General features: G+C 63.6%; 21 protein-coding genes. 16 read left to right on the forward strand and 5 right to left on the reverse strand.

What is annotated here, in order from left to right:
• Window positions 1–30: 30 nt before the first annotated feature.
• From cbiQ to ACQE3M_RS04635, 4 genes are all read right to left on the reverse strand, one after another.
• Window positions 31–843, reverse strand: a complete 813-nt coding sequence (gene cbiQ, locus ACQE3M_RS04620; RefSeq protein ID WP_430504295.1) for a cobalt ECF transporter T component CbiQ — start codon at window positions 841–843, stop codon at window positions 31–33.
• Between the two features lie 3 nt (window positions 844–846).
• Window positions 847–1203 (reverse strand): cobalamin transport operon protein, encoded by a 357-nt coding sequence (locus ACQE3M_RS04625; protein ID WP_430504296.1) that lies wholly within the window; start codon window positions 1201–1203, stop codon window positions 847–849.
• Window positions 1203–1886, reverse strand: coding sequence for an energy-coupling factor ABC transporter permease (locus ACQE3M_RS04630; RefSeq protein WP_430504297.1), 684 nt, complete (start codon window positions 1884–1886; stop codon window positions 1203–1205). Before ACQE3M_RS04630 ends, ACQE3M_RS04625 begins: the two co-directional genes overlap by 1 nt.
• A 1088-nt stretch (window positions 1887–2974) precedes the next feature.
• Window positions 2975–4336: a nucleotide-binding protein gene (locus ACQE3M_RS04635; RefSeq protein WP_430504298.1), complete on the reverse strand. Its 1362-nt coding sequence runs from the start codon at window positions 4334–4336 to the stop codon at window positions 2975–2977.
• Window positions 4337–4517: 181 nt separating this feature from the next.
• On the opposite strand from ACQE3M_RS04635, the gene ahaH reads away from it, so the two are divergent.
• The 15 genes from ahaH to ACQE3M_RS04710 all read left to right on the forward strand — a co-directional run bounded on the left by ahaH (window position 4518) and on the right by ACQE3M_RS04710 (window position 20335).
• Window positions 4518–4850 (forward strand): ATP synthase archaeal subunit H, encoded by a 333-nt coding sequence (gene ahaH, locus ACQE3M_RS04640; RefSeq protein WP_430504299.1) that lies wholly within the window; start codon window positions 4518–4520, stop codon window positions 4848–4850.
• Entirely contained in the window at window positions 4837–6954 is a 2118-nt protein-coding gene (locus ACQE3M_RS04645) for a V-type ATP synthase subunit I (RefSeq protein ID WP_430504300.1), read from the forward strand. The genes ahaH and ACQE3M_RS04645 overlap by 14 nt, the downstream gene beginning before the upstream one ends.
• Before the next feature lie 424 nt (window positions 6955–7378).
• Window positions 7379–7630 carry a hypothetical protein gene (locus ACQE3M_RS04650; protein ID WP_430504301.1) on the forward strand — a complete coding sequence of 84 codons (252 nt, stop codon included), beginning with the start codon at window positions 7379–7381 and terminating at the stop codon, window positions 7628–7630.
• 23 nt (window positions 7631–7653) lie between these two features.
• Window positions 7654–8241: a V-type ATP synthase subunit E gene (locus ACQE3M_RS04655; protein ID WP_430504302.1), complete on the forward strand. Its 588-nt coding sequence runs from the start codon at window positions 7654–7656 to the stop codon at window positions 8239–8241.
• Window positions 8238–9284 (forward strand): V-type ATP synthase subunit C, encoded by a 1047-nt coding sequence (locus ACQE3M_RS04660; protein ID WP_430504303.1) that lies wholly within the window; start codon window positions 8238–8240, stop codon window positions 9282–9284. The genes ACQE3M_RS04655 and ACQE3M_RS04660 overlap by 4 nt, the downstream gene beginning before the upstream one ends.
• Entirely contained in the window at window positions 9281–9607 is a 327-nt protein-coding gene (locus ACQE3M_RS04665) for a V-type ATP synthase subunit F (RefSeq protein ID WP_430504304.1), read from the forward strand. Before ACQE3M_RS04660 ends, ACQE3M_RS04665 begins: the two co-directional genes overlap by 4 nt.
• 4 nt (window positions 9608–9611) lie before the next feature.
• Window positions 9612–11372, forward strand: a complete 1761-nt coding sequence (locus ACQE3M_RS04670) for an ATP synthase subunit A (protein ID WP_430504305.1) — start codon at window positions 9612–9614, stop codon at window positions 11370–11372.
• A gap of 2 nt (window positions 11373–11374) precedes the next feature.
• On the forward strand, window positions 11375–12799 hold the full coding sequence (locus ACQE3M_RS04675) for an ATP synthase subunit B (RefSeq protein WP_430504306.1): 1425 nt from the start codon (window positions 11375–11377) through the stop codon (window positions 12797–12799).
• A gap of 170 nt (window positions 12800–12969) precedes the next feature.
• Entirely contained in the window at window positions 12970–13911 is a 942-nt protein-coding gene (locus ACQE3M_RS04680; protein ID WP_430504307.1) for a hypothetical protein, read from the forward strand.
• Window positions 13908–15653: a hypothetical protein gene (locus ACQE3M_RS04685; RefSeq protein WP_430504308.1), complete on the forward strand. Its 1746-nt coding sequence runs from the start codon at window positions 13908–13910 to the stop codon at window positions 15651–15653. Before ACQE3M_RS04680 ends, ACQE3M_RS04685 begins: the two co-directional genes overlap by 4 nt.
• Window positions 15646–16725, forward strand: a complete 1080-nt coding sequence (locus ACQE3M_RS04690; protein WP_430504309.1) for an outer membrane protein assembly factor BamB family protein — start codon at window positions 15646–15648, stop codon at window positions 16723–16725. Before ACQE3M_RS04685 ends, ACQE3M_RS04690 begins: the two co-directional genes overlap by 8 nt.
• Before the next feature lie 5 nt (window positions 16726–16730).
• The gene (locus tag ACQE3M_RS04695; protein ID WP_430504310.1) at window positions 16731–17792 is read left to right on the forward strand and encodes a beta-alanine-activating enzyme beta-propeller domain-containing protein; all 1062 of its coding nucleotides are present in this window, start codon (window positions 16731–16733) and stop codon (window positions 17790–17792) included.
• An 8-nt stretch (window positions 17793–17800) separates the two neighbouring features.
• On the forward strand, window positions 17801–18868 hold the full coding sequence (locus ACQE3M_RS04700; protein ID WP_430504311.1) for an outer membrane protein assembly factor BamB family protein: 1068 nt from the start codon (window positions 17801–17803) through the stop codon (window positions 18866–18868).
• Window positions 18869–19008: 140 nt separating this feature from the next.
• The gene (locus ACQE3M_RS04705) at window positions 19009–19506 is read left to right on the forward strand and encodes a metal-dependent hydrolase (protein WP_430504312.1); all 498 of its coding nucleotides are present in this window, start codon (window positions 19009–19011) and stop codon (window positions 19504–19506) included.
• Window positions 19507–19645: 139 nt separating this feature from the next.
• The gene (locus tag ACQE3M_RS04710) at window positions 19646–20335 is read left to right on the forward strand and encodes a V-type ATP synthase subunit D (protein ID WP_430504313.1); all 690 of its coding nucleotides are present in this window, start codon (window positions 19646–19648) and stop codon (window positions 20333–20335) included.
• Between the two features lie 144 nt (window positions 20336–20479).
• Here the strand turns inward: ACQE3M_RS04710 and ACQE3M_RS04715 are convergent, their stop codons facing one another.
• Window positions 20480–21508, reverse strand: coding sequence for an LLM class flavin-dependent oxidoreductase (locus tag ACQE3M_RS04715; RefSeq protein ID WP_430504314.1), 1029 nt, complete (start codon window positions 21506–21508; stop codon window positions 20480–20482).
• Between the two features lie 128 nt (window positions 21509–21636).
• Between ACQE3M_RS04715 and ACQE3M_RS04720 the strand changes: the two genes are divergently transcribed.
• Window positions 21637–22044 (forward strand): DUF6276 family protein, encoded by a 408-nt coding sequence (locus ACQE3M_RS04720; protein WP_430504315.1) that lies wholly within the window; start codon window positions 21637–21639, stop codon window positions 22042–22044.
• Window positions 22045–22093: the final 49 nt, after the last annotated feature.

Here is a 22093-nt window from a genome sequence, read left to right on the forward strand (position 1 = left end):
GAAGGTCGACGAGCGGGTCGTCGGCGTCGCTCACAGCCGGACCCCCCACTTGACCGCGACCGCGTAGCCCCCGACGAGCAGGTACGCGGCGGCGACGACGGCGACCTCCGCGAGCGGCGGCCGTGGCACGTCGCCGTAGACGGTCACGTCGCCGTCGTAGCCGCGCGACTCCATCGACTTGACGAGCCGCTCGCTGCGCTCGATGGCCGTCACCATCGTCATCCCGAGGATCCGGGCGTAGACGCGACGATTCGCCCAGAACTCCGAGAGGGTCGCGCCGCGCGAGCGCGCGGCCTTCACGAGGTCCTCCAGGCTCTCCAGCAGGACGAACGTGAACCGGTAGGTGAGCAGCGCCACCTGGTCGACCGGCCGCGGGAGTATCCGGCCGAGCAGCGCGGCGACGTCGGCGTACCGGGTCGTCATCGACGCCGCGAGCACGAAGGTCACGACCGTCAGCGACCGGAGGCCGAGCTCCGCGAACAGCGCGAGCCCGGCCCAGGTGACCGAGAGCGTGCCGAGCGGTGTCGCGATCGAGCCGCCGATGGGCGTGCCCGGCTCGAGCACGAGCAGCGGAAGGCCGACCGAGACGAGAAAGAGCGCGGGCAGCGAGTACCAGCCAGCGAGCCGGCGGTACGGCAGGCCCGCGACGCCGTAGACGAGCAGGACGAGCGCGTACAGGCCCGCGAGCAGCGGGAGCTCTTCGAGGACCGTCACCGCGAGCACGAGCGCGCCGATGATCCCGAGCTTCGTCCATGGATTCACGCGGTGGAGCGGGCCAGCGCCGTGCTCGGCGTGGGCCGTGATGAGCCGCGGGTCGGGGACGTGGTCCGAGAGCGCCGGCATGGGTCAGGCGGCCCGCTCCCGGTCCTGCTCGGGGCCGGTCCCGTCGTCTTCGTGGTCGGATTCGTGGTCCGCGTTCCGTTCGACGTAGACGTACAGCCCGACGCCGACGAGCGCGAACAGGAGGACGACGACGGCGTACTCGCCGACGAGCCCGCCCTTCCGGATCGGGCCGGCGATGACGATACCGCGCGCGAGGTCGACGAGGGAGCCGCTCCCCGCGTCCGCGCCGCGCTGGAGCGCCAGCGAGAAGCGCTTCGCGTAGGGGAGCGCGCCGCCGGTCGCCCGGAAGCCCCACAGGCCGAGCGCGAAGCAGGTCGCGAGGAGGCCGGTGAGGACGCCGTACTGTTTCCAGCGGTCCATCAGGCGGCCACCTCGGTTGCGTCCGCGGCGTCCGCGGCCCCGCTATCGAGGCCGAGCAGGTCCGGGCGGATCGTCGCGAGGAACTGGACGACGAAGCCAGTGAGGATCCCCTCGATCACGGCGACGCCGAGGTTGATCCCGACCATGCCCGCGACGGCGACGGTGAGGTCCGCGCGGGGGAGCGCGCTGCCGTTGACGCCGCTGACGACGATGATGCCGCCCATCAGCAGGGCGCCGACGCCGAGCCCGAGCGTTGTCGCGGTCGCGCCCGCCGGGAAGAGGTCCCAGTCCATGCGGATCAGCGTCCGGAAGGCGTAGTAGGCGACGATGGCCTCGCTCGCGTTGACGAGCGTGTTCGCGCCGAGCAGGCCGACGGCGCCGTGCCCGAGCGCCGCGGAGAAGACGTTGACCACGAGCGCGATGACCGTCCCGAGCAGCGGCCCGGCGAGGATCCCGACGAGGCCGGTGAGGTTCATGTGGATCCCGCCCCACACGGGGATGTTCAGCTGGAAGATCGCGAAGCTCGCCGCCGCCGTGATGCCCGCGAGGGCGACCTGGTTCGGCTCGACGCCGCCCTTGCGGAGACGACGGACGACGACGCCGAGCAGGAGCGCGCCCAGACCGGTCCAGAGCGCGACCGCCCACAGCGGAAACGCGCCGTCGCCGAGGTGAATGTGTGCCATTGGTCTGTTAATAGAATCTACTACAGTTCTAATAAGGCTGGCTATTCAAAATTTGCATTTTGTTAATACAGTCAGCCGTCCTCGACCCCTCTTGCTTATACACTGATTAGAGCAGGTGAGACGGTCTTGCTCTCGCCAGCACCGCAAACACCAAGAAAGCCCTCGGCCGCTCTTTATAAGCAGGTTTGAACAGGTGATACGATTTTGCGCTCGCCAGCACCGCAGACACCCAGAAAGCCCTCGGCCGCTCTTTATAAGCAGGGTTGAACAGGTGAGACGGGCTTGCGCTTGACAGCACCGCAAACGCCCAGAAAGCCCTCGGCCGCTCGCGGTCGCTCCGCGACATATCTGAACCTCTCAGCACCGCCCGGTTCAGATAGAGGTCGTCGGAGCGACTCCGTTACACCGCGACCGGCCGCGCCCTTTCAGTCCGCCAGGACCGCGACGCCGACCGCACCCCGACAGCGACGGCACCGCGACCGCACAGCAACCGCATTCCTCTGTCCTCCCCAGCCTCGGCCGGGGCGCGCCGGCACCGCAACGCTCGGCGCGCCCCGCCCTCCCTCGCACGCGTTGCTCGCGCGCGCCACAGCAACCCCGCCGCGACGGCTCAGCATCCGCCGCGAGCGACACCCCGGCCACCACTCCCGGGCGGGACTGAAAGGGGCAGCCGCTGAGCGGGACGCTCTGCGAAGTAAGCACCGCAACCCCGGTGAACGAGCGACCGGAGGGAGCGAGTGAGCCGGGTGAGGAGCGCAGCGAGCAGCGCGACCGCTCAGCGGCTGGGGCTTTCTGGGTGTGCCGAGTGGTGTCGTTCGCGACGACAGCCGATCTTGTTTATAAGCACAACCAGTCAGCGGCTGGGGCTTTCTGGGTGTGCCGAGTGGTGTCGCTGGCGATGGTAGACGGCCCTATTTATAAGCACGACCGGCCTGCGACTGGGAATTCTCCCGGCGCCGAGTGGCGTTGCAAGCGGTGCCTCGCAGTTCTGTTTATAAGTGGTAACTCCCAGCAACCAGGGTTCCGAGCACCGCGAGAGCAACCATCCACGACGACCAGGCGACGCCAAAACGCGACCTATCCGGACGCTATCGGCCGAACAGCCGACTGAAGAAGCCGCCGTTCTCGTCGCCCTCGGCCTCTTCCTCCTCCGCCTCGGCTTCGATTGCCTGCTCGGCTTCCGCGATCGGGTTGTCGTCGTCGGCGACGGGGCTCTCGCTCCCCGGCACCTCACGGTCGGAGTCCTGGAACGGGACGCTGCCGGCCAGCTCGTCGTCCACGTCCTCGTCTCGGTCGGGCTCCGCCTCCGGGATCGTTCGTTCCGCCCCGGTCTCGGCGGCGTCCGCGTCCGCGCCTGCCTCGGGCTCCTCGTCGGCCTCGTCGCTCGCTTCGGCCGCCGCGTCGGCGCCGGCTTCCGCTTCGGTCTCCGTTCCCTGGTCAGGAGCCTCCGCCTCCGTTACAGGTTCGGCCGTCGCCGCTTCGGCCTCGCCGACGTCAGCATCGGCGGCCTCGGCGGCCTCGGCGGCCTCGGCAGCTTCTGCTTCGACGGACTCCTGCTCGCCAGCCTCGGTTTCGGCGGCCTCCGCTTCGACCGCACCGTTCTCGGAACCCACCGATCCGACTGCCTCAGCCACGCCAACCTCGGCTTCGCCGGCGTCCGCGGCTTCTGCCTCATCGGCTTCATCGGCCTCTTCGCCGGCCGCCGCTTCCGGTTCCTCGACGGCTGCGTCCGCGAGGTCCGGTTCGGGCACGTCGACGCCGGTGAGCGTCGCCGCGAGCGCCCGGTACGCGGCGGCAGCGTTCGAGTGCGGCGCGAACGTGCAGACCGGCTCGCCCGCGGCGACGGCGCCCGCGACGGCGTCGTCCTCGGGGATGCGGCCGAGGACCGGGGCGTCGAGCAGCTCGTCGACGAGCGCGTCGACGTCGTCGTCCGGCCCGACGCGGGTGATCGCGGCGCCGGCGACGTCGCCGCCGAGTCGATCGGTCAGCTGTCGGGTCTTCTCGGTGTCGATGAGAGCGTCGCGTTCGGCCGTCGAGACGAGCAGCGTCTCGTCGGCGAGCCCGATGGGGAGCGCGGAGTCGTGGGAGAGCCCGGCGCCGCAGTCGAGGATGACGTAGTCGGCGTCGTCAACGGCGGCGACGACGTCCGCGAGGCCGGCTGGATCCGCGTCCGCGTACGCGTCGAGTTCCGTTTCGCCCGGGATGACGCGCAGCCCCGCCGGTCCCTCCTGGATCGTTGCCTCCGGTTCGACCTCCCCGGCGAGGGCGTCGTGGAGCGTCGGGTCGTCGACGTCGACGCCCAGATTGCCCGCGAGGTTTGCCATGCCGATGTCGGCGTCGACGGCCACCACGTCCGTGCCCGCACTCGCCAGCGCGACGGCGAGGTTCGCAGCCGTGGTGGTCTTCCCGACACCCCCTTTTGCCGAGGCGACCGCGTAAACCGTAGCCATACCGCAACTCATCGGCAGCGACTACTTAAAGGTACTCGCGTGTGTCGGCGACGGTCGGGCGCTCGGGGCGGCGACGGTCGGGCGCTCGGGGGGCAGAACGCCCCCGAACGCGCGGTCGATCGCCGATAGCTTTCGCAAACACCTTATACGCCGCTGTTGCACGTTCGAACGATTACTGAGTATGGCGAGACCAGAGGTTCTCGAAGAGATCAAGGAAGCCGAGGATGAGGCCGACGAGATTATCGCGGAGGCGGAATCCGACGCGGACGAGCGCCTTTCCGAGGCCCGGCGCGAGGCCGAGGAGATCCGCTCGGAGGCCGAGGAGGAAGCCGCGGCCGAGGCCGAGCAGCGCCACGAGGAGGCGCGCTCGGAGATCGAGGCTCGCGAGGAGGAGATCCTCGCCGAGGGCGAGAAGGACCGCGAGGAGCTCGAACGCAAGGCCCGCGAACGGATCGACGAGGTGGTCGACTACGCGATCGACCAGTTCGAGGAGGCGGTGAATGCTCAGGCCTGAGCAGATGAGCCGCGTGTCGGTGACGGGCTCGAAGCGCGTCATCGACGACGTCATCGACGCGGCGTACGACCACAACAGCCTCCACGTTTCCGACTACGGGAACGAGTACGAGGGCTTCACCCCCGGCTCGTCGCTCGAGGGCGCGGAGGAGGTCAACGAGAAGCTCGTCACGGTGCGCTCGCTGGAGAGCATCCTCGACGTCGAGGACGCCGACGCCGGCCCGCGGGGGGTCCTCGAGGACGAGGAGCTCGAAGCGGAACTCGAAGACGTGCGGACGCGCGTCAACGAGCTCGACGACCGTCGCAACGAGATCGACGACGAGATCCGGGAGCTGGACGAGGAGATCGACCGACTCTCTCCGTTCGCCGACCTCGGCATCGACCTCGACCTGCTGCGTGACTACGATACGCTGGAGGTCGTCGTCGGCCAGGCGGACCCCGACGCCGTCGAAGCGCAGCTCGCCGACGCCGGCGGCATCGACGCCTTCGACGTCTTCGCGGGCGACGACGCCGTCGCCGCCTTCGCGAAACCGGCCGACGTCGCCGACCCGGGCGTCCTCCAGGACGCGCTCGTCGGCGTCGACATCACGTTCCTCTCCGTTCCGGAGGGGGAGGGCAGCCCCGAATCCTACCTCGCCGAGCTCGAGACGGAGAAGGCCAAGCTCGAGGAGGAGCTTGAGGCGGTCGACCAGGAGCTGGAAGCGGCCAAGACGGAGGCCGCCGGCTTCCTGCTCCGGGCCGAGGAGCAGCTCACCATCGAGGCCCAGAAGAAGGAGGCCCCGCTCTCCTTCGCGACGACGGAGAACGCCTTCGTCGCCGAGGGCTGGATCCCGACGGACTCCTACGACGGCTTCGCCGCGACGGTCAAGGAGGCCGTCGGCGACCACGCGGAAATCGAGGAGATCGAGCGGGCCGAGTTCACGCCGGACGGTGACCATCACTCGGAGTCCGTCGGCGAAGCCGCGACCGACGGCGGCCACGAGCAGCCGACCGAGGAGCCGCCCGTCGTCCAGGACAACCCGAAGATCGCCACGCCGTTCGAGACCCTGGTACAGGCGGTCTCGCGGCCGAAGTACACCGAGTTCGACCCGACGCTGCTCGTGTTCCTCACGTTCCCGGCGATGTTCGGGTTCATGATCGGGGACATCGGGTACGGCGTCGGCTACCTCGCCATCGGCTACTACTTCTACTCGAAGTTCGACACGCCCGGACTGAAGAACGTGGGCGCCATCGGCATGTGGGCCGGTGCGTTCACCGTCCTGTTCGGGATCATGTTCGGATTCGACGTGTTCGGCTACCACTCCTACAGCCTGCTCGGGTTCGAACACTGGGACGCCTCGAAGGGCGTCTCGCCCGCCGAGACCAGCTGGGCGCAGGCCTGGCTGGTGATCACGGTGCTGTTCGGCGTCCTGCACCTGAACGTCGGCTACGTGCTGTCGTTCATTAGCAACCTCAAGCACCACAGCTTCCTCGAGACGATGTACGAGAGCGGCTCCTGGCTGCTCCTGATCAACGGGCTGTGGGCGTGGGTCTTCAGCGCCCACCTGTACGAGGCGAAGCCGGACCTGCTGTTCGAGGCGTTCAACACGGCCCTCGGCATCAGCTTCACCGGTCTCCCCGAGACCGTCGGGTTCCTGGGTCTCGCCGCCGTCGTCGCCGGCATCGTGCTGCTGGCGATCGGCGAGCCCGCCGAGCTGCCGGAGGTGCTCTCGCCGCTGGTGAACACCATCTCGTACACCCGGATCACGGCCGTGCTGCTCGCGAAGGCCGGGATGGCGATCGCCGTCAACCTGCTCGCGTTCGGCGCGTACATGGACCACGGCCACTTCAAGTTCATCTTCACGGCCGAGAACCTGGCGCACGCCCAGGAAGCCGGCTACGAGGTCGTCTTCGCCGGCATGACGACGCAGGGACCGGTCGGTATCGCCGCCGGGCTCGTCGTCGCGCTCATCGGCCACATCGTCGTCCTGGCGCTCGGCATCACGGCCGCCGGCATTCAGGGCGTCCGCCTCGAGTACGTGGAGTTCTTCAACAAGTTCTACGAGGGCGGCGGTCGGCGCTACGTGCCGTTCGGCTACGACCGGCAGTACACTGCCGAGGAGTAGCCGTCGTCCCGACCAACCTCTCGTTTCGCCGTCGACTCCGACGTCATTGACCGCGCCCGGGGATTCGCTTTCCTGACTGCGGGATAGGTCGCTTTCCTGACTGCGGGATGTTGCTTCCTCGACTGCGGGATGTTGCTTCCTCGACTGAGCGATAGATCGCTTTTGTCCACAGCGGTATCGCGTCCCCGAAGCTGCACGACCGTTGTCGGCTGTGGAGCTTCGCCCATCGGCCGACAGGGCCCCGCAGCTCCGTCGAGCCACCCGGGTTCTCCCGGCCAGTTCGGCGTCGAACGAGTGGCAGCCACTCCCACAGACCCTCCGAAGAGCGCCACTGACGACGGATTCTTCGAACGTTTTGAGAAGCTTTATGACCGTCGTGGAGACACTAACGACTGTTCGGAGACGAGCACCCTAACTACTACCCATGTTCGAAAACGCACTCGCACTCAGTCAGGTCGTACTTCAGGAAAGCGGTCCCGCACTGGAACCCTCTGCAGCAGCCGCGCTCGCAGTCGGCCTCGCGGCCGCTGGCGCAGGCTACGCGGAGCGAGGCATCGGATCCGCAGCCGTCGGCGCGATGGCCGAGGACGAGGACCTCTTCGTCAACGGTCTCATTCTGACTGTCCTCCCCGAGACGCTCGTCATCCTGGCGCTCGTCGTCGTCTTCCTGGTCTAACGGCCACCCCCCCCTTTCAATCAATGAGTTTGGAAACTGTCGTTGAGGACATACGAGAAGAAGCCCGCGCGCGTGCGGAGGATATCCGCGAAGACGCCGAGGCCGAGGCGGAGGAGATTATCGCCGAGGCGGAGGCTGACGCGGAGGAGATCCGCGAGCAGCGACTCGCAGAGGTCGAAGAGGAGATCGAGCAGGAGCGGGAGCAGACGCTCTCGTCCGCCAAGCTCGAAGCCAAGCAGGAGCGACTGTCGGCCCGCCGCGACGTCCTCGAGGACGTCCGCGAGCAGGTCGAGTCGGAGCTGGCAGACCTCGAAGGCGAGCGCCGCCGTGAGCTCACCCGCACCCTCCTCGAGGGTGCCGTCGAATCGTTCGACGCCGACGGTGAGGTCGCGGTGTACGGTCGTGCGGACGACCAGGAGCTGCTCGAGGACCTCGTCGACGAGCTCGACGAGGTCGACGCGTACGTCGCCGGCGAGGTCGACTGCCTCGGCGGCGTCGTCGCGGAAAGCGACGTCTCCCGCGTTCGCGTGAATAACACGTTCGACTCCGTCCTGGAATCGGTCTGGGACGACGAACTCAAAGCACTCTCGGAGCGCCTGTTCGAACAATGAGCGCCGCAGGGAGCTCGAACCCGGAGTACGTCGTCGCGCGGGTTCGCGCCCGTCGCGGCAAGCTGTACGGCGGGGAAGAGTACCGCAAGCTGACGCGGATGACCCCGTCGGAGATCGCTCGCTTCATGGAGGAGTCGACCTACGAGGCGGCGATCAACGCGCTCGGGAGCCGTCACTCCGGCGTCGACCTGATCGAGTACGCGCTGAACAAGGACCTCGCCGAGCAGTTCGAGGCCATCCTCGACTGGAGCGAGGGCCGGATCTACGATCTGGTCGTTCGGTACCTGCGCAAGTTCGACGCCTGGAACGTGAAGACGATCATCCGCGGCATCTACACCGACGCCTCCCAGGAGGAGGTCGAGGTGGACCTCATCCGGGCCGGCGAGTTCGACGACCGCCGCATCCGGCGGCTGCTCGAGGCGGACTCCGTCGAGGCCGTCGTCGAGATCCTCGAGGACACCATCTACGGTGACGCCCTCGACGCCGCCCTCCCGGAGTACGAGGAGAGCGGCGTGCTCGTGCCGCTGGAGAACGCCGTCGACCGCGCGTTCTACGAGCGCCTGCTCGATAACCTGCCCGGCGGCGAGCCGATCCGGCAGTACCGGGAGTTCCTGCAGGCGGAGATCGACTTCCGGAACGCCAGGAACGCGCTACGGCTGGCCCGGTCCGGCGCCGAGATCGACCCCGCGGAGTACTACATCGAAGGCGGGGAGCTGTTCTCGCGCTCGGACCTCTCGCGGCTCGCTAACAACGTCGACGAGCTCGTCACGTACCTCGAGGAGAGCAAGTACGGCGGCGAGATCGGCGACGCGCTGGCCGAGCTTCGCGATGCGGAGAGCCTCATCGCGTTCGAGCACGCGACGGAGACGGCGCTGCTAGAGTACGCTGACAAACTGGGGACGATTCACCCCACGTCCGTGACGCCCGTCATCTCGTACATCCTCGCCAAGGAGCGCGAGGTCGAGAACATCCGGGCCATCGCCCGCGGGAAGGAAGCCGGGCTCTCGGACGAACAGATCGAAGAGGAGCTGGTGATACAATGAGCCAGGAAATCGCCGTAATCGGGAGCCCCGACTTCACGACGGGCTTCCGGCTGGCCGGCGTCCGCAAGTGTCAGAACGTGCCGGACGACCGGAAGGAGGCGGACCTCGACGAGGCCGTCGAGGAAACCCTCGCTGACGAGGACGTCGGCATCATCGTGATGCACGACGACGACCTGTCGTACCTCTCGCGCGGCGTGCGCGAGGACGTACAGGGCAGCATCGAGCCCGTGCTCGTCACGCTCGGCGCCGACGGCGCCGGCAGTGGCGGGCTGCGCGAGCAGATCAAACGCGCGATCGGAATCGACCTGATGGAGGAAGACTAATACAATGAGTCAAGCAACAGCGACGGAGATCACCGACACCGGTGTTATCCAGAGCGTGAGCGGTCCGGTCGTGACCGCCCGCGATCTCGACGCTCGCATGAACGACGTCGTGTACGTCGGCGAGGAGGGCCTCATGGGTGAGGTCATCGAGATCGAGGGCAACATTACGACCGTTCAGGTGTACGAGGAAACCTCGGGCGTCGCCCCCGGCGAACCCGTCGAGAGTACGGGCGAGCCGCTGTCGGTCGACCTCGGTCCGGGTGTGCTGGACGCCATCTACGACGGCGTCCAGCGTCCCCTGGACGTGCTCGAGGACAAAATGGACAGTGCGTTCCTCGACCGTGGCGTCGACGCGCCCGGTATCGACCTCGAGGAGCTGTGGGAGTTCGAGCCCGAGGTCGAGGAAGGCGACGTCGTCGAGGCCGGCGACGTGGTCGGCATCGTCGAGGAGACGGTCACCATCGACCACAAGGTCATGGTGCCGCCGGACTACGAGGGCGGCGAGGTCGTCGCCGTCGAGGCCGGCGAGTTCACCGTCACCGACACGGTCGTCGAGCTCGACAACGGCGAGGAGATCACGATGCGCCAGGAGTGGCCCGTCCGCGAGGCGCGGCCCTCCGAGGAGAAGCAGACGCCGCGGACGCCGCTGGTGTCGGGCCAGCGCGTCCTCGACGGCCTGTTCCCGCTGGCGAAGGGTGGCACGGCCGCCATTCCGGGACCGTTCGGCTCCGGGAAGACGGTCACCCAGCACCAGCTCGCCAAGTGGGCCGACGCGGACATCGTCATCTACGTTGGCTGTGGCGAGCGTGGCAACGAGATGACCGAGGTCATCGAGGACTTCCCCGAGCTGGAGGACCCGAAGACGGGCAACCCGCTGATGGCCCGTACCTCGCTCATCGCCAACACGTCGAACATGCCGGTGGCGGCGCGTGAGTCCTGTATCTACACGGGGATCACCATCGCCGAGTTCTACCGCGACATGGGCTACGACGTCGCGCTGATGGCCGACTCCACCTCGCGGTGGGCCGAGGCCATGCGCGAGATCTCCTCCCGACTGGAGGAGATGCCCGGCGAGGAGGGGTACCCCGCGTACCTCGCCGCCCGCCTGGCGCAGTTCTACGAGCGAGCCGGCTACTTCGAGAACATCAACGGCACCGAGGGCTCGGTGTCGGCCATCGGCGCGGTCTCCCCGCCCGGCGGCGACTTCTCGGAGCCGGTCACCCAGAACACGCTGCGTATCGTGAAGACGTTCTGGGCGCTCGACGCGGACCTGGCGGAGCGCCGCCACTTCCCGTCGATCAACTGGAACGAGTCGTACTCGCTGTATCGAGAGCAGCTCGACCCCTGGTTCGAGGACAACGTCGACGAGGAGTGGCCCGAGAAGCGGCAGTGGGCCATCGACGTGCTCGACGAGGAGGCCGAGCTGCAGGAGATCGTCCAGCTCGTCGGGAAGGACGCGCTGCCGGAGGACCAGCAGCTGACGCTGGAGATCGCCCGCTACCTGCGTGAGGCGTACCTCCAGCAGAACGCCTTCCACCCGGTGGACACGTTCTGTCCGCCGGAGAAGACGTTCTCCATGCTGACGACGATCAAGACGTTCAACGACGAGGCGTTCTCCGCACTGGAGGCCGGCGTCCCGGTCGACGAGATCATCGCCATCGACGCCGCCCCGCGGATCAACCGCATCAACGTCCAGGACGACTACGAGGAGTACGTCGAGGAGCTCAAGGCGGACATCAAAGAGCAGCTCCGCGCACTCTACTAACCATGAAAGAGTACCAAACAATCACCGAGATCAGCGGCCCGCTGGTGTACGCCGAGGTCGACGAGGACATCGGCTACAACGAGATCGTCGAGATCGAGACGCCGCAGGGGGACACGCTGCGCGGCCAGGTGCTCGAATCCTCGGAAGGCCTCGTGGCCATCCAGGTGTTCGAGGGCACCTCCGGCATCGACCAGAACGCGTCCGTCCGGTTCCTGGGCGAGACGATGAAGATGCCCGTCACCGAGGACCTCCTCGGGCGGGTGCTGGACGGGTCCGGCCGCCCGATCGACGGCGGTCCGGAGATCGTCCCGGACGACCGCATCGACATCGTCGGCGAGGCGATCAACCCGTACTCGCGTGACTACCCCGAGGAGTTCATCCAGACTGGCGTCTCCGCCATCGACGGGATGAACACGCTCGTGCGCGGCCAGAAGCTCCCGATCTTCTCGGGCTCCGGCCTGCCGCACAGCGACCTCGCGCTCCAGATCGCCCGTCAGGCCAGCGTGCCTGAAGAGGACGAGGAGAGCGAGGACGGCGAGGGCTCCGAGTTCGCCGTCATCTTCGGCGCCATGGGGATCACCCAGGAGGAGGCCAACGAGTTCATGGAGGACTTCGAGCGCACCGGTGCACTCGAGCGCTCCGTCGTCTTCATGAACCTCGCGGACGACCCCGCCGTCGAGCGGACGGTCACCCCGCGGATGGCCCTCACCACCGCCGAGTACCTCGCGTTCGAGAAGGACTACCACGTCCTCGTCATCCTCACGGACATGACCAACTACTGTGAGGCGCTGCGCGAGATCGGTGCAGCCCGCGAGGAGGTGCCGGGTCGCCGTGGCTACCCCGGATACATGTACACCGACTTGGCGCAGCTGTACGAGCGCGCCGGCCGGATCGAGGGTCGCGAGGGTTCTGTCACCCAGATCCCGATCCTCACGATGCCGGGCGACGACGACACGCACCCGATCCCGGACCTGACCGGGTACATCACCGAGGGCCAGATCTACGTCGACCGCGACCTCGAGTCGCAGGGCGTCCAGCCCCCGGTCGACGTGCTGCCGAGCCTCTCCCGGCTGATGGACGACGGTATCGGCGAGGGCCTCACCCGCGAGGACCACGCCGACGTCTCCGACCAGATGTACGCCGCCTACGCCGAGGGTGAGGACCTGCGCGACCTCGTCAACATCGTCGGTCGCGAGGCGCTCTCGGAGCGTGACAACAAGTACCTCGACTTCGCGGACGCGTTCGAGTCCGAGTTCGTCGACCAGGGCTTCAAGACGAACCGCGAGCTCGAGACGACGCTGGAGATCGGCTGGGACCTCCTCTCGATGCTGCCGAAGGAGGAACTCAACCGCGTCGACGAGGAGTTCATCGAGGAGTACTACCGCGAGGAGGACTCCGAGCGCGAAGTCGTCGAAGCCGCGGACTAATTCACCTACCTGCTTATTTTTAGCAGTATAAGCACCTCATTAGGGGGATAGAGACATCTCTGTGGCGCAAATAATTTTCAGAGATTAGTAGCACCACTATTTTGCACATAAGAATCAATTCTGATATTCTTGTGGCAAATTTTATTTATTATTGAATCAACGAAAGAACCATGAAGCAAACTAACTCGAAGCGTAAGTTGACAAAACGCCGTAGTCTACTCAAGTCGGTGCCAGTTGTCGGAGGGATTGGCATGCTTCCATCCGGAGTTTCCGGCAACACCAGTTCGAATGGTCAGTCCAACAGTAATCCGAACTCGGAGACCGTTGTTCTCGGTGATTTCGAAACCGGACTCGACGGATGGACTACGCCAGGGAGGACCGAGCTCAATCGCATTGCTGAGGATGACTTTCCTGCAGGCGTTGTGAGTGGGCAACGTGGGCTCGCTGTAGAAATTGACGGCGACACGTTCCCCCTAATCGAGAATCGAAGACAAGTCAAGGATGCTGATTTCCTGGGCCACCCGTTCCTTCGAATGCATGTCATCGCTACCGCCGAAAAGACTGATTCGGACCTCTCATTTAGATTTCGACTTCATCATTCAGGGGATCAAGGCGGGGGTTCCACTGGTAACGGCTCGTCGCGGAATAAGAACGAGAACGTCGTCGATTCCGAATTAAAGACGGTCCCCCAGCTCACTCCAACTCAGCTTCAGTGGGACATGAGTGAGCTATCGGATTCGGTGTTGCAGACAGCCAAACGGCTGGAAATTGTCTGGTATCTCGAAGATCACGAACCTGACGGCGGTCCCAGGGGTCACAACGAAGGCGGCTTCGACTACGAAGGGTTGGCCGTGTTTGACGACATTCGCCTTTTGGAGTCAGCCCCGCGTATCGATGAGGCCCAGAAGCAGCGAAAAAAGACCGCTCTTCACCGCAACCACGGGATGATCGTCGATCGAGTTTTTGAGGAACGTAGCGAGGGATTCGAGCGTGGTCGACTTGTGTTTAGCGACGGTCACGAAGTTTCGTACAGGTTCGAAGTGGTCGGTCCGGCACGCTTCGAGTATACGATCGATGGTGATACTTTCGAAATTGGAGGTGGATGGGAATGACTTATAAACTAACTCAGGGCGATTCCACGTACGAAATCGAACCGCTGTCGAATAACAACAACACTGCAGAAGAGTTCTACAGCTATGATTATCCCGATAATGCATCGGCGAATACGCCGCTGGACTTGGAGCGCGAGGACACGTCACAGTTGTTCCTCTACGACGGTCCAAACGGCCTCAGCCTCTTCATAATCCACGACGAGCCAAACACCAATTCTGGAGGGAACGTTACTCTGTCATTTACTGGCTTGCCTGAAACCGGAAGCTGGGTAGTTACAGATGACTCCGGCGACTCATACAGCCATCAGCAGGCGAGTTGGCGGTGGTACCCTTGCTGTACGGATGGTGGTGTATTCCGAGGCGGTTTGAAAGATGGATTCGAGATTACGATCGATCCGAGTTTTGATTCCGGAATCAATACCTGGATTCTCCGTGCTGCTGATCAGCAGCCGATTCAGCTGGATCTAAACGAGACGATAACCATAACCGATGAATCGAGGGTTTCTGCTTCTGTGACGACGCTTCAGTTCATTCCGGGTCGAAACGAGAACATCTCCGAAGGGGGGAGCCCACTCGAAGGTAGCTTACTGGAGTTCTTCGACGAAGACACGACTATCGAAGCAGGTGACTGGTTCGAGCAGGAGCTTCCGGTTGACCCCGTCCTCGACAGCTGGCTCAAAGGCGATCAGACGTATGTGGAGGACGATGTGAGGCCTGGAAACGATGAGCTACCGGTCGATCTTGAGGAGGCCAGGAATAAGGTTCAACGTAAATATTCGGACGAATTTGGTTCAGAGGCATTTGGTATATTTAGATTTGAGAACGAAATTGAGGTATCTTTCGAGACAAAAAGTGGCGATATTGATGATGAATCAGTAGAAATAAAATTCAACGAGTCAGGAATCGAACCAGGTGACGAAAGAATCTCACTCAAACAAAGAGAAAACCCCATCACAGTCACACCTAAGGCTGATGTTAGTGGAATTCCTGCTCAAAAATGGCACGGTGGATTTAGCGATCGATCAAATCGAAAACCAAGACATTATAAATATGATACTGATTTCGAATTCGATGGCGTAAAAGGAGTGCGTGTTCTGACGATCTCAGGCGGCTATGCGGGCTTCGTTGCGAACTGGGCAAAAAGAGTCAGTGAAAATGCAGCGGCCTTCTTTAATACGGTTTGGGATTGGGGAGTTGACCAGACTGTTGCTGAACTGGCTATGTTGGCTGCCCCGATCCAGATTCAACCTCTTATCGCCCAGCTAACAGTTGTTCCAAATACATATACTTTTACTGAATTCATAGTTCTTGCCGATGGACGACGATACGCCAGGGTTTGGGATGCGAGCCAGTATCCTTCGCTGGCAACCTATATAGACGGAGAACGTAAATCACTGGAAAAGATGCCATACGACCCCCGTCAGAAGTATAAAAATCCTCATGTCATTGCCTTTTTAGCTCAGGCATCCGCCGGCCTAACACCCTATCACGCACCATTAGGGTTCTACGGATGGCTACTCGAAAACACAGAATCGAGACAGGAACGGCTATCTGAAGGAATAGAAGAGATATTAAAAACTCTCCCAGAAGATTGGGAGGTGTCTGAGACGCTCTTCCAAGTTCCGAGGGAAACACTCGGTTATGATGCTGACGGAAATCCGATAGACAAACCCAGTGAGGTATTTGACATTTCGTCAGTCCAAGAACTGCCCTGGGAAAACCAGATACAGCCAAATGAATAATGGCTCATTTACGAGTCGGAGAAAAATAATCTCGGCACTTTCAGTCGCTGTTACGGGAACAGCGGGGTGTATTGAGATCAGCAACGAACCTTCGGAACCGTGGACACCCGATCTGGAACGCCTTCGCTGGCGACAATGGATGGGCGGGAGAGTATCAGCCTCCCCGGTGTTACACGACGGAACGATCTACGTCGGGAGCCACGACGGTCATTTCCGAGCTATCGACCCGGAAAGTGGCGACGTCAACTGGCGATTCAAAACGGGCGGCGAAATTTGGACTGACTGCCTGATTCACGAGGATCGGCTATTCTTCGGGAGCCTCGATAATTATCTCTATTCGATCAGCATCTCCGGTAATCAAGAGTGGCGATTCCCAGCCAAGGATAACATCTTCAGTAACCCTGCAATAGCGGATGACACGGTCTATTTCGGAAACAGCAACGGTAATGTCCATGCGGTTAGTGCCGACAAGGGTGTGGAGAAGTGGCGATGCGCAACCGACGACACTGTTGTTTCCGGACCAGCTGTGATGGGGGAGACACTCTACGTCGGTAGTCGGGACGATTCCGTATACGCGCTCGATACCGAAACTGGTGACGTTATCTGGTCATACTCGACCGAGGGAGACGTCTCCGTGGATCCGGCTCTTGATGGTGATCGGGTGCTGTTTGGTTCCGACGACGACGCGGTTTACGCCCTGAATCGGCACGACGGAAGCCACGTCTGGTCGTTCGATATCGATACCAGAATCAATTCGTCGCCGACGGTCGTCGCTGACACCGTCTACTTCGGAAACATGGCCGGTGTGTTCTATGCACTCGATGCGGACACCGGAGATGTTCGGTGGACTAGCCAGGAAGTGTATGGAACGATCAACTGCGACCCGACGGTCGTTGACGGCGTGGTCTACGTCGGCGATCTCGGCGGGCACCTTCACGCACTGGACGCACAGACTGGCGACCACCGCTGGAAATACGAAACCGGCAACGCGGTCCACTCGACGCCCATCGTCACGGACGACACCATTTACTTCGGCAGCAACGACGGGTATCTATACGCTATAGAGAGGTAGCCAGCGTGTCCCACTCACGTCGTGCGTTTCTCTCGTCCGTCTCGCTCGCTGTCGGGAGCGCTGGCTGCGTGAGTATCACGAGCGAGTCCCCTAATGAATGGGAATTAGACCGGGAACGACTCCGATGGAGATACGAAACCGATGGACGAGTTTCAGCGTCGCCAACTCTCGATGATGGGAGTCTCTACGTCGGAAGCCACGACGGGTATTTCCGATCTTTCGACGCATCCACCGGTACTCTCAACTGGGAGTTCGGAACTGACGGTGAAATATGGACAGATCCGATAGGTGAGGCCGATGCAATTTATTTCGGTTCTCGAGATCGCAACCTCTACTCGATCAGTACCGAGGGTAGCGAACGATGGCGGTTCGAAACTGCGGATGGTATCTTCAGTAACCCAGCTATCGAGGGCGACTTCGTCTATTTCGGCAGCAACGATGGCCGGATTTATGCTATCGAAACCAGTTCAGGAACGAAGTCTTGGGCCTACCAGACTCAATCAGGAGTCAGATCCGGACCAGCGATCCAGGACGAGACGATGTATGTCGGCAACGACGAGGGATCCCTCCATGCTCTCGATATAAACGACGGAAGGCTCCTCTGGAAATACACGACCGGCGGGGCGATCTCGGTAGACCCGGTAGTGAAGGGTGATCATCTCTTCTTCGGCTCAGATGATAAAAAATTCTATAAGTTAGATCAGAATGGAAATCGGATCTGGTCCCAAGAGGTTACTACCAGACTCAATTCCGCTCCAGCCGTTTCGGGGGGAATTGCTTATTTCGGCGACCTCGGTGGGACATTCTACGCGCTGGATGCGGAAACGGGCGAGATTCGCTGGACGAGCGATGAACCTATCGGGACGATCAATTGCGATCCCACGGTCGTGGACGGCGTCGTCTACGTCGGCGACCTTCGTGGGTATCTCCACGCGTTCGACGCAGCAACGGGCGACCACCGCTGGAAGTACAGGACCGGCAACGCGGTTCACTCGACGCCCGTCGTCACCGACGACACCATCTACTTCGGCAGCAACGACGGTTACCTGTACGCAATAGAGAGGTAATCACCAGCATGTCCTACTCCCGTCGCGCGTTTCTCTCGTCCGTCTCGCTTGCCGCCGTTGGAACTGCAGGCTGCATTACGATCAGCAACGAGCCATCGGAGCCGTGGACGCCGGACCCGGAACGCCTTCGCTGGCGATACGAAACTAAGGGTCGAGTTCCATCATCGCCGATACTCAGTGAAGGGCAACTGTACGTCGGGAGTTTTGATGAGAATCTTCACTCACTGGATTCTACGACAGGTGAACTCAACTGGAAGTTCGATACTAATGATGAAATTTGGGCGACTCCCGCCGTTGACGACGAGACGGTCTACGTCGGGAGTCGTGATAGCACCCTCTATGCTGTAGATAGCGGTGGCAACGAACGATGGCGTTTCGAAACAGGTAATGACATCTGGAGTACTCCGACAGTGGTAGACGGTTCAGTGTACTTCGGAAGTTCCGATTCATACGTCTACGCTGTCAATGCGGACTCGGGGAGTAAACGATGGGCTGTCCAGACCGATGGAACAGTAGGGGCCGGGCCAAATGTACACGAAGAAACTGTATATGTTGGTAGTTGGGACAGTTTACTCTACGCGTTCGATAAATCCGAAGGTAAGCTCCAATGGGAATACGCTACTGCTGATTTGATCCATGTCAAAGCCGCTGTTGCAGGCAACCGCGTTTTTGTTGGCTCGACAGATGCGAATTTGTACGCGCTGGATCGAGATAATGGCGAGCTGCTCTGGTCGCTAGAAACGGAGGCCGGGATCAATTCTACTCCAACCGTCTCTGAGGGGACCGTATATTTCGGAAATTGGATCGGAACGTTGTACGCAGTGGATACGTCGACGGGAGAGGTCGAGTGGACGAGCGAAGCATTCGGAGGAGGGATCAACTCGTCTCCGACAGTCGCAGGTAACACCGTCTACGTCGGCGATAATCACGGATATCTCCGTGCGGTTGATGCCGCCACGGGCGAGCATTACTGGAAGTTCAAGACTGCCGTCGCTGTCCACTCGAAGCCCGTCGTTTCCGACGACACCATCTATTTCGGCAGCAACGACGGCTACGTCTACGCCATCGAGCGATAGCCCGCGGATTTCTACGGTTAGCCGAGTAGCTCGATAGTGTTCTCGCAAGAGAACGCTCGGCATAGCCGACCGCATCGCGTTCGTGTGTTTTCGTTGATCCGAACCACAAGAGATGGGACCCCCGCGTCCGAGAACGGACCATGAATAAGGGCGATCACGTGCTCAACGCGTTACTGCTGGGGATCGGGATCGGCGTCCTGCTGGATCCGTCGCTGTCGGTCGACACACTGTCGACGATCGGGATGGTGACGATCCCGGTCGTCGTCGGCGCGCTGTTCCCGGACGTCGACACCGCGTTCGGCACGCACCGACAGACGCTCCACAACGCGCTCGTGCTCGCGGGGTTCGTCCTCTTCCCCGTCTTCTACGGCAACCTCTACTACGTCTGGATCGGAATCGCGACGCACTTCGTGCTCGACCTGCTCGGGACGCAGGCCGGTATCGCCGTGTTGTACCCGTACGACGGGATGTTCGACGTGCCGGTCGGCGTCAACGTCGACAGCAACGTGGCGACGCTCGTGACGGTCCTCGTCACCGGTGTCGAGCTGGTCGCCGTCGCCGGGCTGATCCGGTTCGGCTACGGCGACCTGCTCCGAGCCCCCGCGCTGTGGGACGTGCTCGTCGGCGTGCTGCCGTGAACAGCGCCCGCCCTGCGACACGCACCGCGCCGTCGACCGCGGACGACCCCGGAAACGGGGGTGTACACCCCCGGAACCGCCCCGCGACCGCCGGGAGAACTGTAAAAGGTTTTCCGCCTCGGCCCGGAAGGGTCCAGTAATGGCCAAGGACGTCAAACCGACTCGCAAGAATCTGATGGCGATCGAGGATCGCATCGAGCTCTCCGAGCGGGGCCACGACACGCTCGAGCAGAAGCGTGACGGCCTCATCATGGAGTTCATGGACATCCTCGACCAGGCGCAGGACGTGCGCGCCGACATGGGCGAGAACTACGAGACGGCCCAGCGGAAGATCGACATGGCCCGCGCGATGGAGGGCGACGTCGCGGTCCGCGGCGCCGCCTCCGCGCTGAAGGAGCACCCGGAGATCACGACCCAGTCGAAGAACATCATGGGCGTCGTGGTCCCGCAGATCGAGTCCTCGAAGGTGAAGAAGTCCCTCGACGAGCGCGGCTACGGCCTGCTCGGCTCCTCGGCCCGCATCGACGAGGCGGCCGACGCCTACGAGGAGCTGCTCGAGACGATCATCCTCGCCGCCGAGGTCGAGACGGCGATGAAGAAGATGCTCGAGGAGATCGAGACGACGAAGCGGCGCGTCAACGCCCTCGAGTTCACCGTCCTGCCCGACCTCCACACGAACAAGGAGTACATCGAGCAGAAGCTCCAGGAGCAGGAGCGCGAGGAGATCTTCCGCCTGAAGAAGATCAAGGAGAAGAAGGAGAAGGAGGAAGAAGAAGAGGAAGCCGCCGCCGAAGCCGAAGCCGAGACCGTCTCGGAAGCGGCCGACTAAACTCCCGCTCGACGAGTTCGCCGTTCTCGCCGTTCTCGCCGTTCTTTCTCCCCGGTTTCTTCGCCCTTCTCGACGCGATCCCGCCGCCGAGCGCTCCCGCCACCCAGCGATCGCTCGGCCGCTTTCCGGTGTCCCTCCGATCTCTTACTGCGCGGCGAGTCCGACCCCATCGGCCAGCAGCTCGTGTGACCGGAGCGCGTCGTCGTGGTCGGCGACAGTGTGCTGGATCATCACCTCGTCGACGCCGACGCGGTCGGCGAGCTGTTCGAGGAGGCCCGCGAGCGTTTCGGGGCTCCCGGAGATGGCCCGCGGCCACTCGTCGGCGTCCAGCGTCGCGGGCGTCGGCTCCGGCACGCCGCCCAGCTCGTCGATCGCCTCCTCGACCGAGGGGACCGTGCCGACCTCGCCGCGCTGCATGCGATCGAAGGATGCCTCGGCCGTCGCCCGCAGCCGTGCGGCTTTCTCGTCGGTCTCCGCACAGACGGCGTTGACGGCGACCATCCCGGTCGGCTCGTCGACGCCGCCCGCGAGCGACGACGCCTCGAACGCCTCGCGGTAGTCCTCGAAGGCGTACTCGGCGAACTGCGGGCGGATGAACGCGGCGAAGCAGAAGGGGAGCCCCAGCTCGCCGGCGATGGTCGCGCTCGACGTGCTCGACCCGAGCGCCCACGGTCGGGGCGGTTCGGCGCCCGACCGTGGGATCTCGACGTCCGCGTAGGGGTGGCCCGGCGGAAAGTCGTCGTAGAGGTGGTTGATCACGGCCTCGATCTTCTCGGCGTGGTCCGCGTCGGGGTCCTCGACGCGGCGGTCCGTCCCGAGCGCGCGGTCGACGGCGGGCGAGCCGTTCGCCCGGCCCAGTCCCGCGTCGACGCGCCCCGGCGCGAGCGCGTCGACGGCGCCGAACTGCTCGGCGACTTTAAAGGGGTTGTAGTGGTTGAGCAGGACGGCCCCGGAGCCGATCCGGATCGACTCGGTCTCGGCGGCGAGGTGGCCCAGCAGGACCTCGGGCGTCGTCCCCGCGAGCCGGTCGGCCATCCCGTGGTGCTCGGCGACCCAGAAGCGCTCGAAGCCGAGCCGCTCGGCCTGCTTCGCGGTCGCGACGGTGTTGGCGAACGCGTCGGTCGCGGTCCCGCCCTCGGGGACCGGCGACAGATCGACGACGGAGAGGTTCATACCCGAGTTGGGGGACTGCGGGAGAAAACCGTTCGGCTCCGGGGCGTCGCCGGCGACGGTCCTGGTGGTGTAATTCTCGCCCGTGGCCAGCGACGCACGCTTACAAGCCTCCGCGACGACGTCCCGGTATGCACTGTCCCGACTGCGGCGGCGACGTGGTCGCCTTCGCCGTCCCGCCTGCGATCCGCGAGCACGCGCCCGCCGACGAGGCGGCGATCTGCGTCGACTGCCTCGCCGTGCATCCGGTAACCGACCTCGACGTGTCGACCGAGGAGACCGCGGACGCGACGATCCCGGCCGACGCCGACTTCTCGGCGCTGGATCCGGCCTGTCCGGGCGGCCGTGCCGGCGTCGCGTTCGCGCTCGCGCTCGGCAAGCTCGACTCGCTAGCGCTCAATCGCGAGGCGATCACGGAGCTGCTCGAGTACGCGGAGACGGCCGGCGCCGACGTGTTCCTCGCGCTCGATCGGCTGGAGGCCCCGGCCGCCGACGTCGACCTCGACCGCCGAGCGGCACAGCTGCGGGAGCTCTTATAAATCGGGAGGCGGGAGGATGAAGGAAGGATCGAAGAGGGGGTTCCCCGCG

Origin of the sequence: Halosubterraneus shenae, from assembly GCF_050510935.1 — an archaeon.
Classification (GTDB): Archaea; Halobacteriota; Halobacteria; order Halobacteriales; family Haloferacaceae; genus JBDGPU01.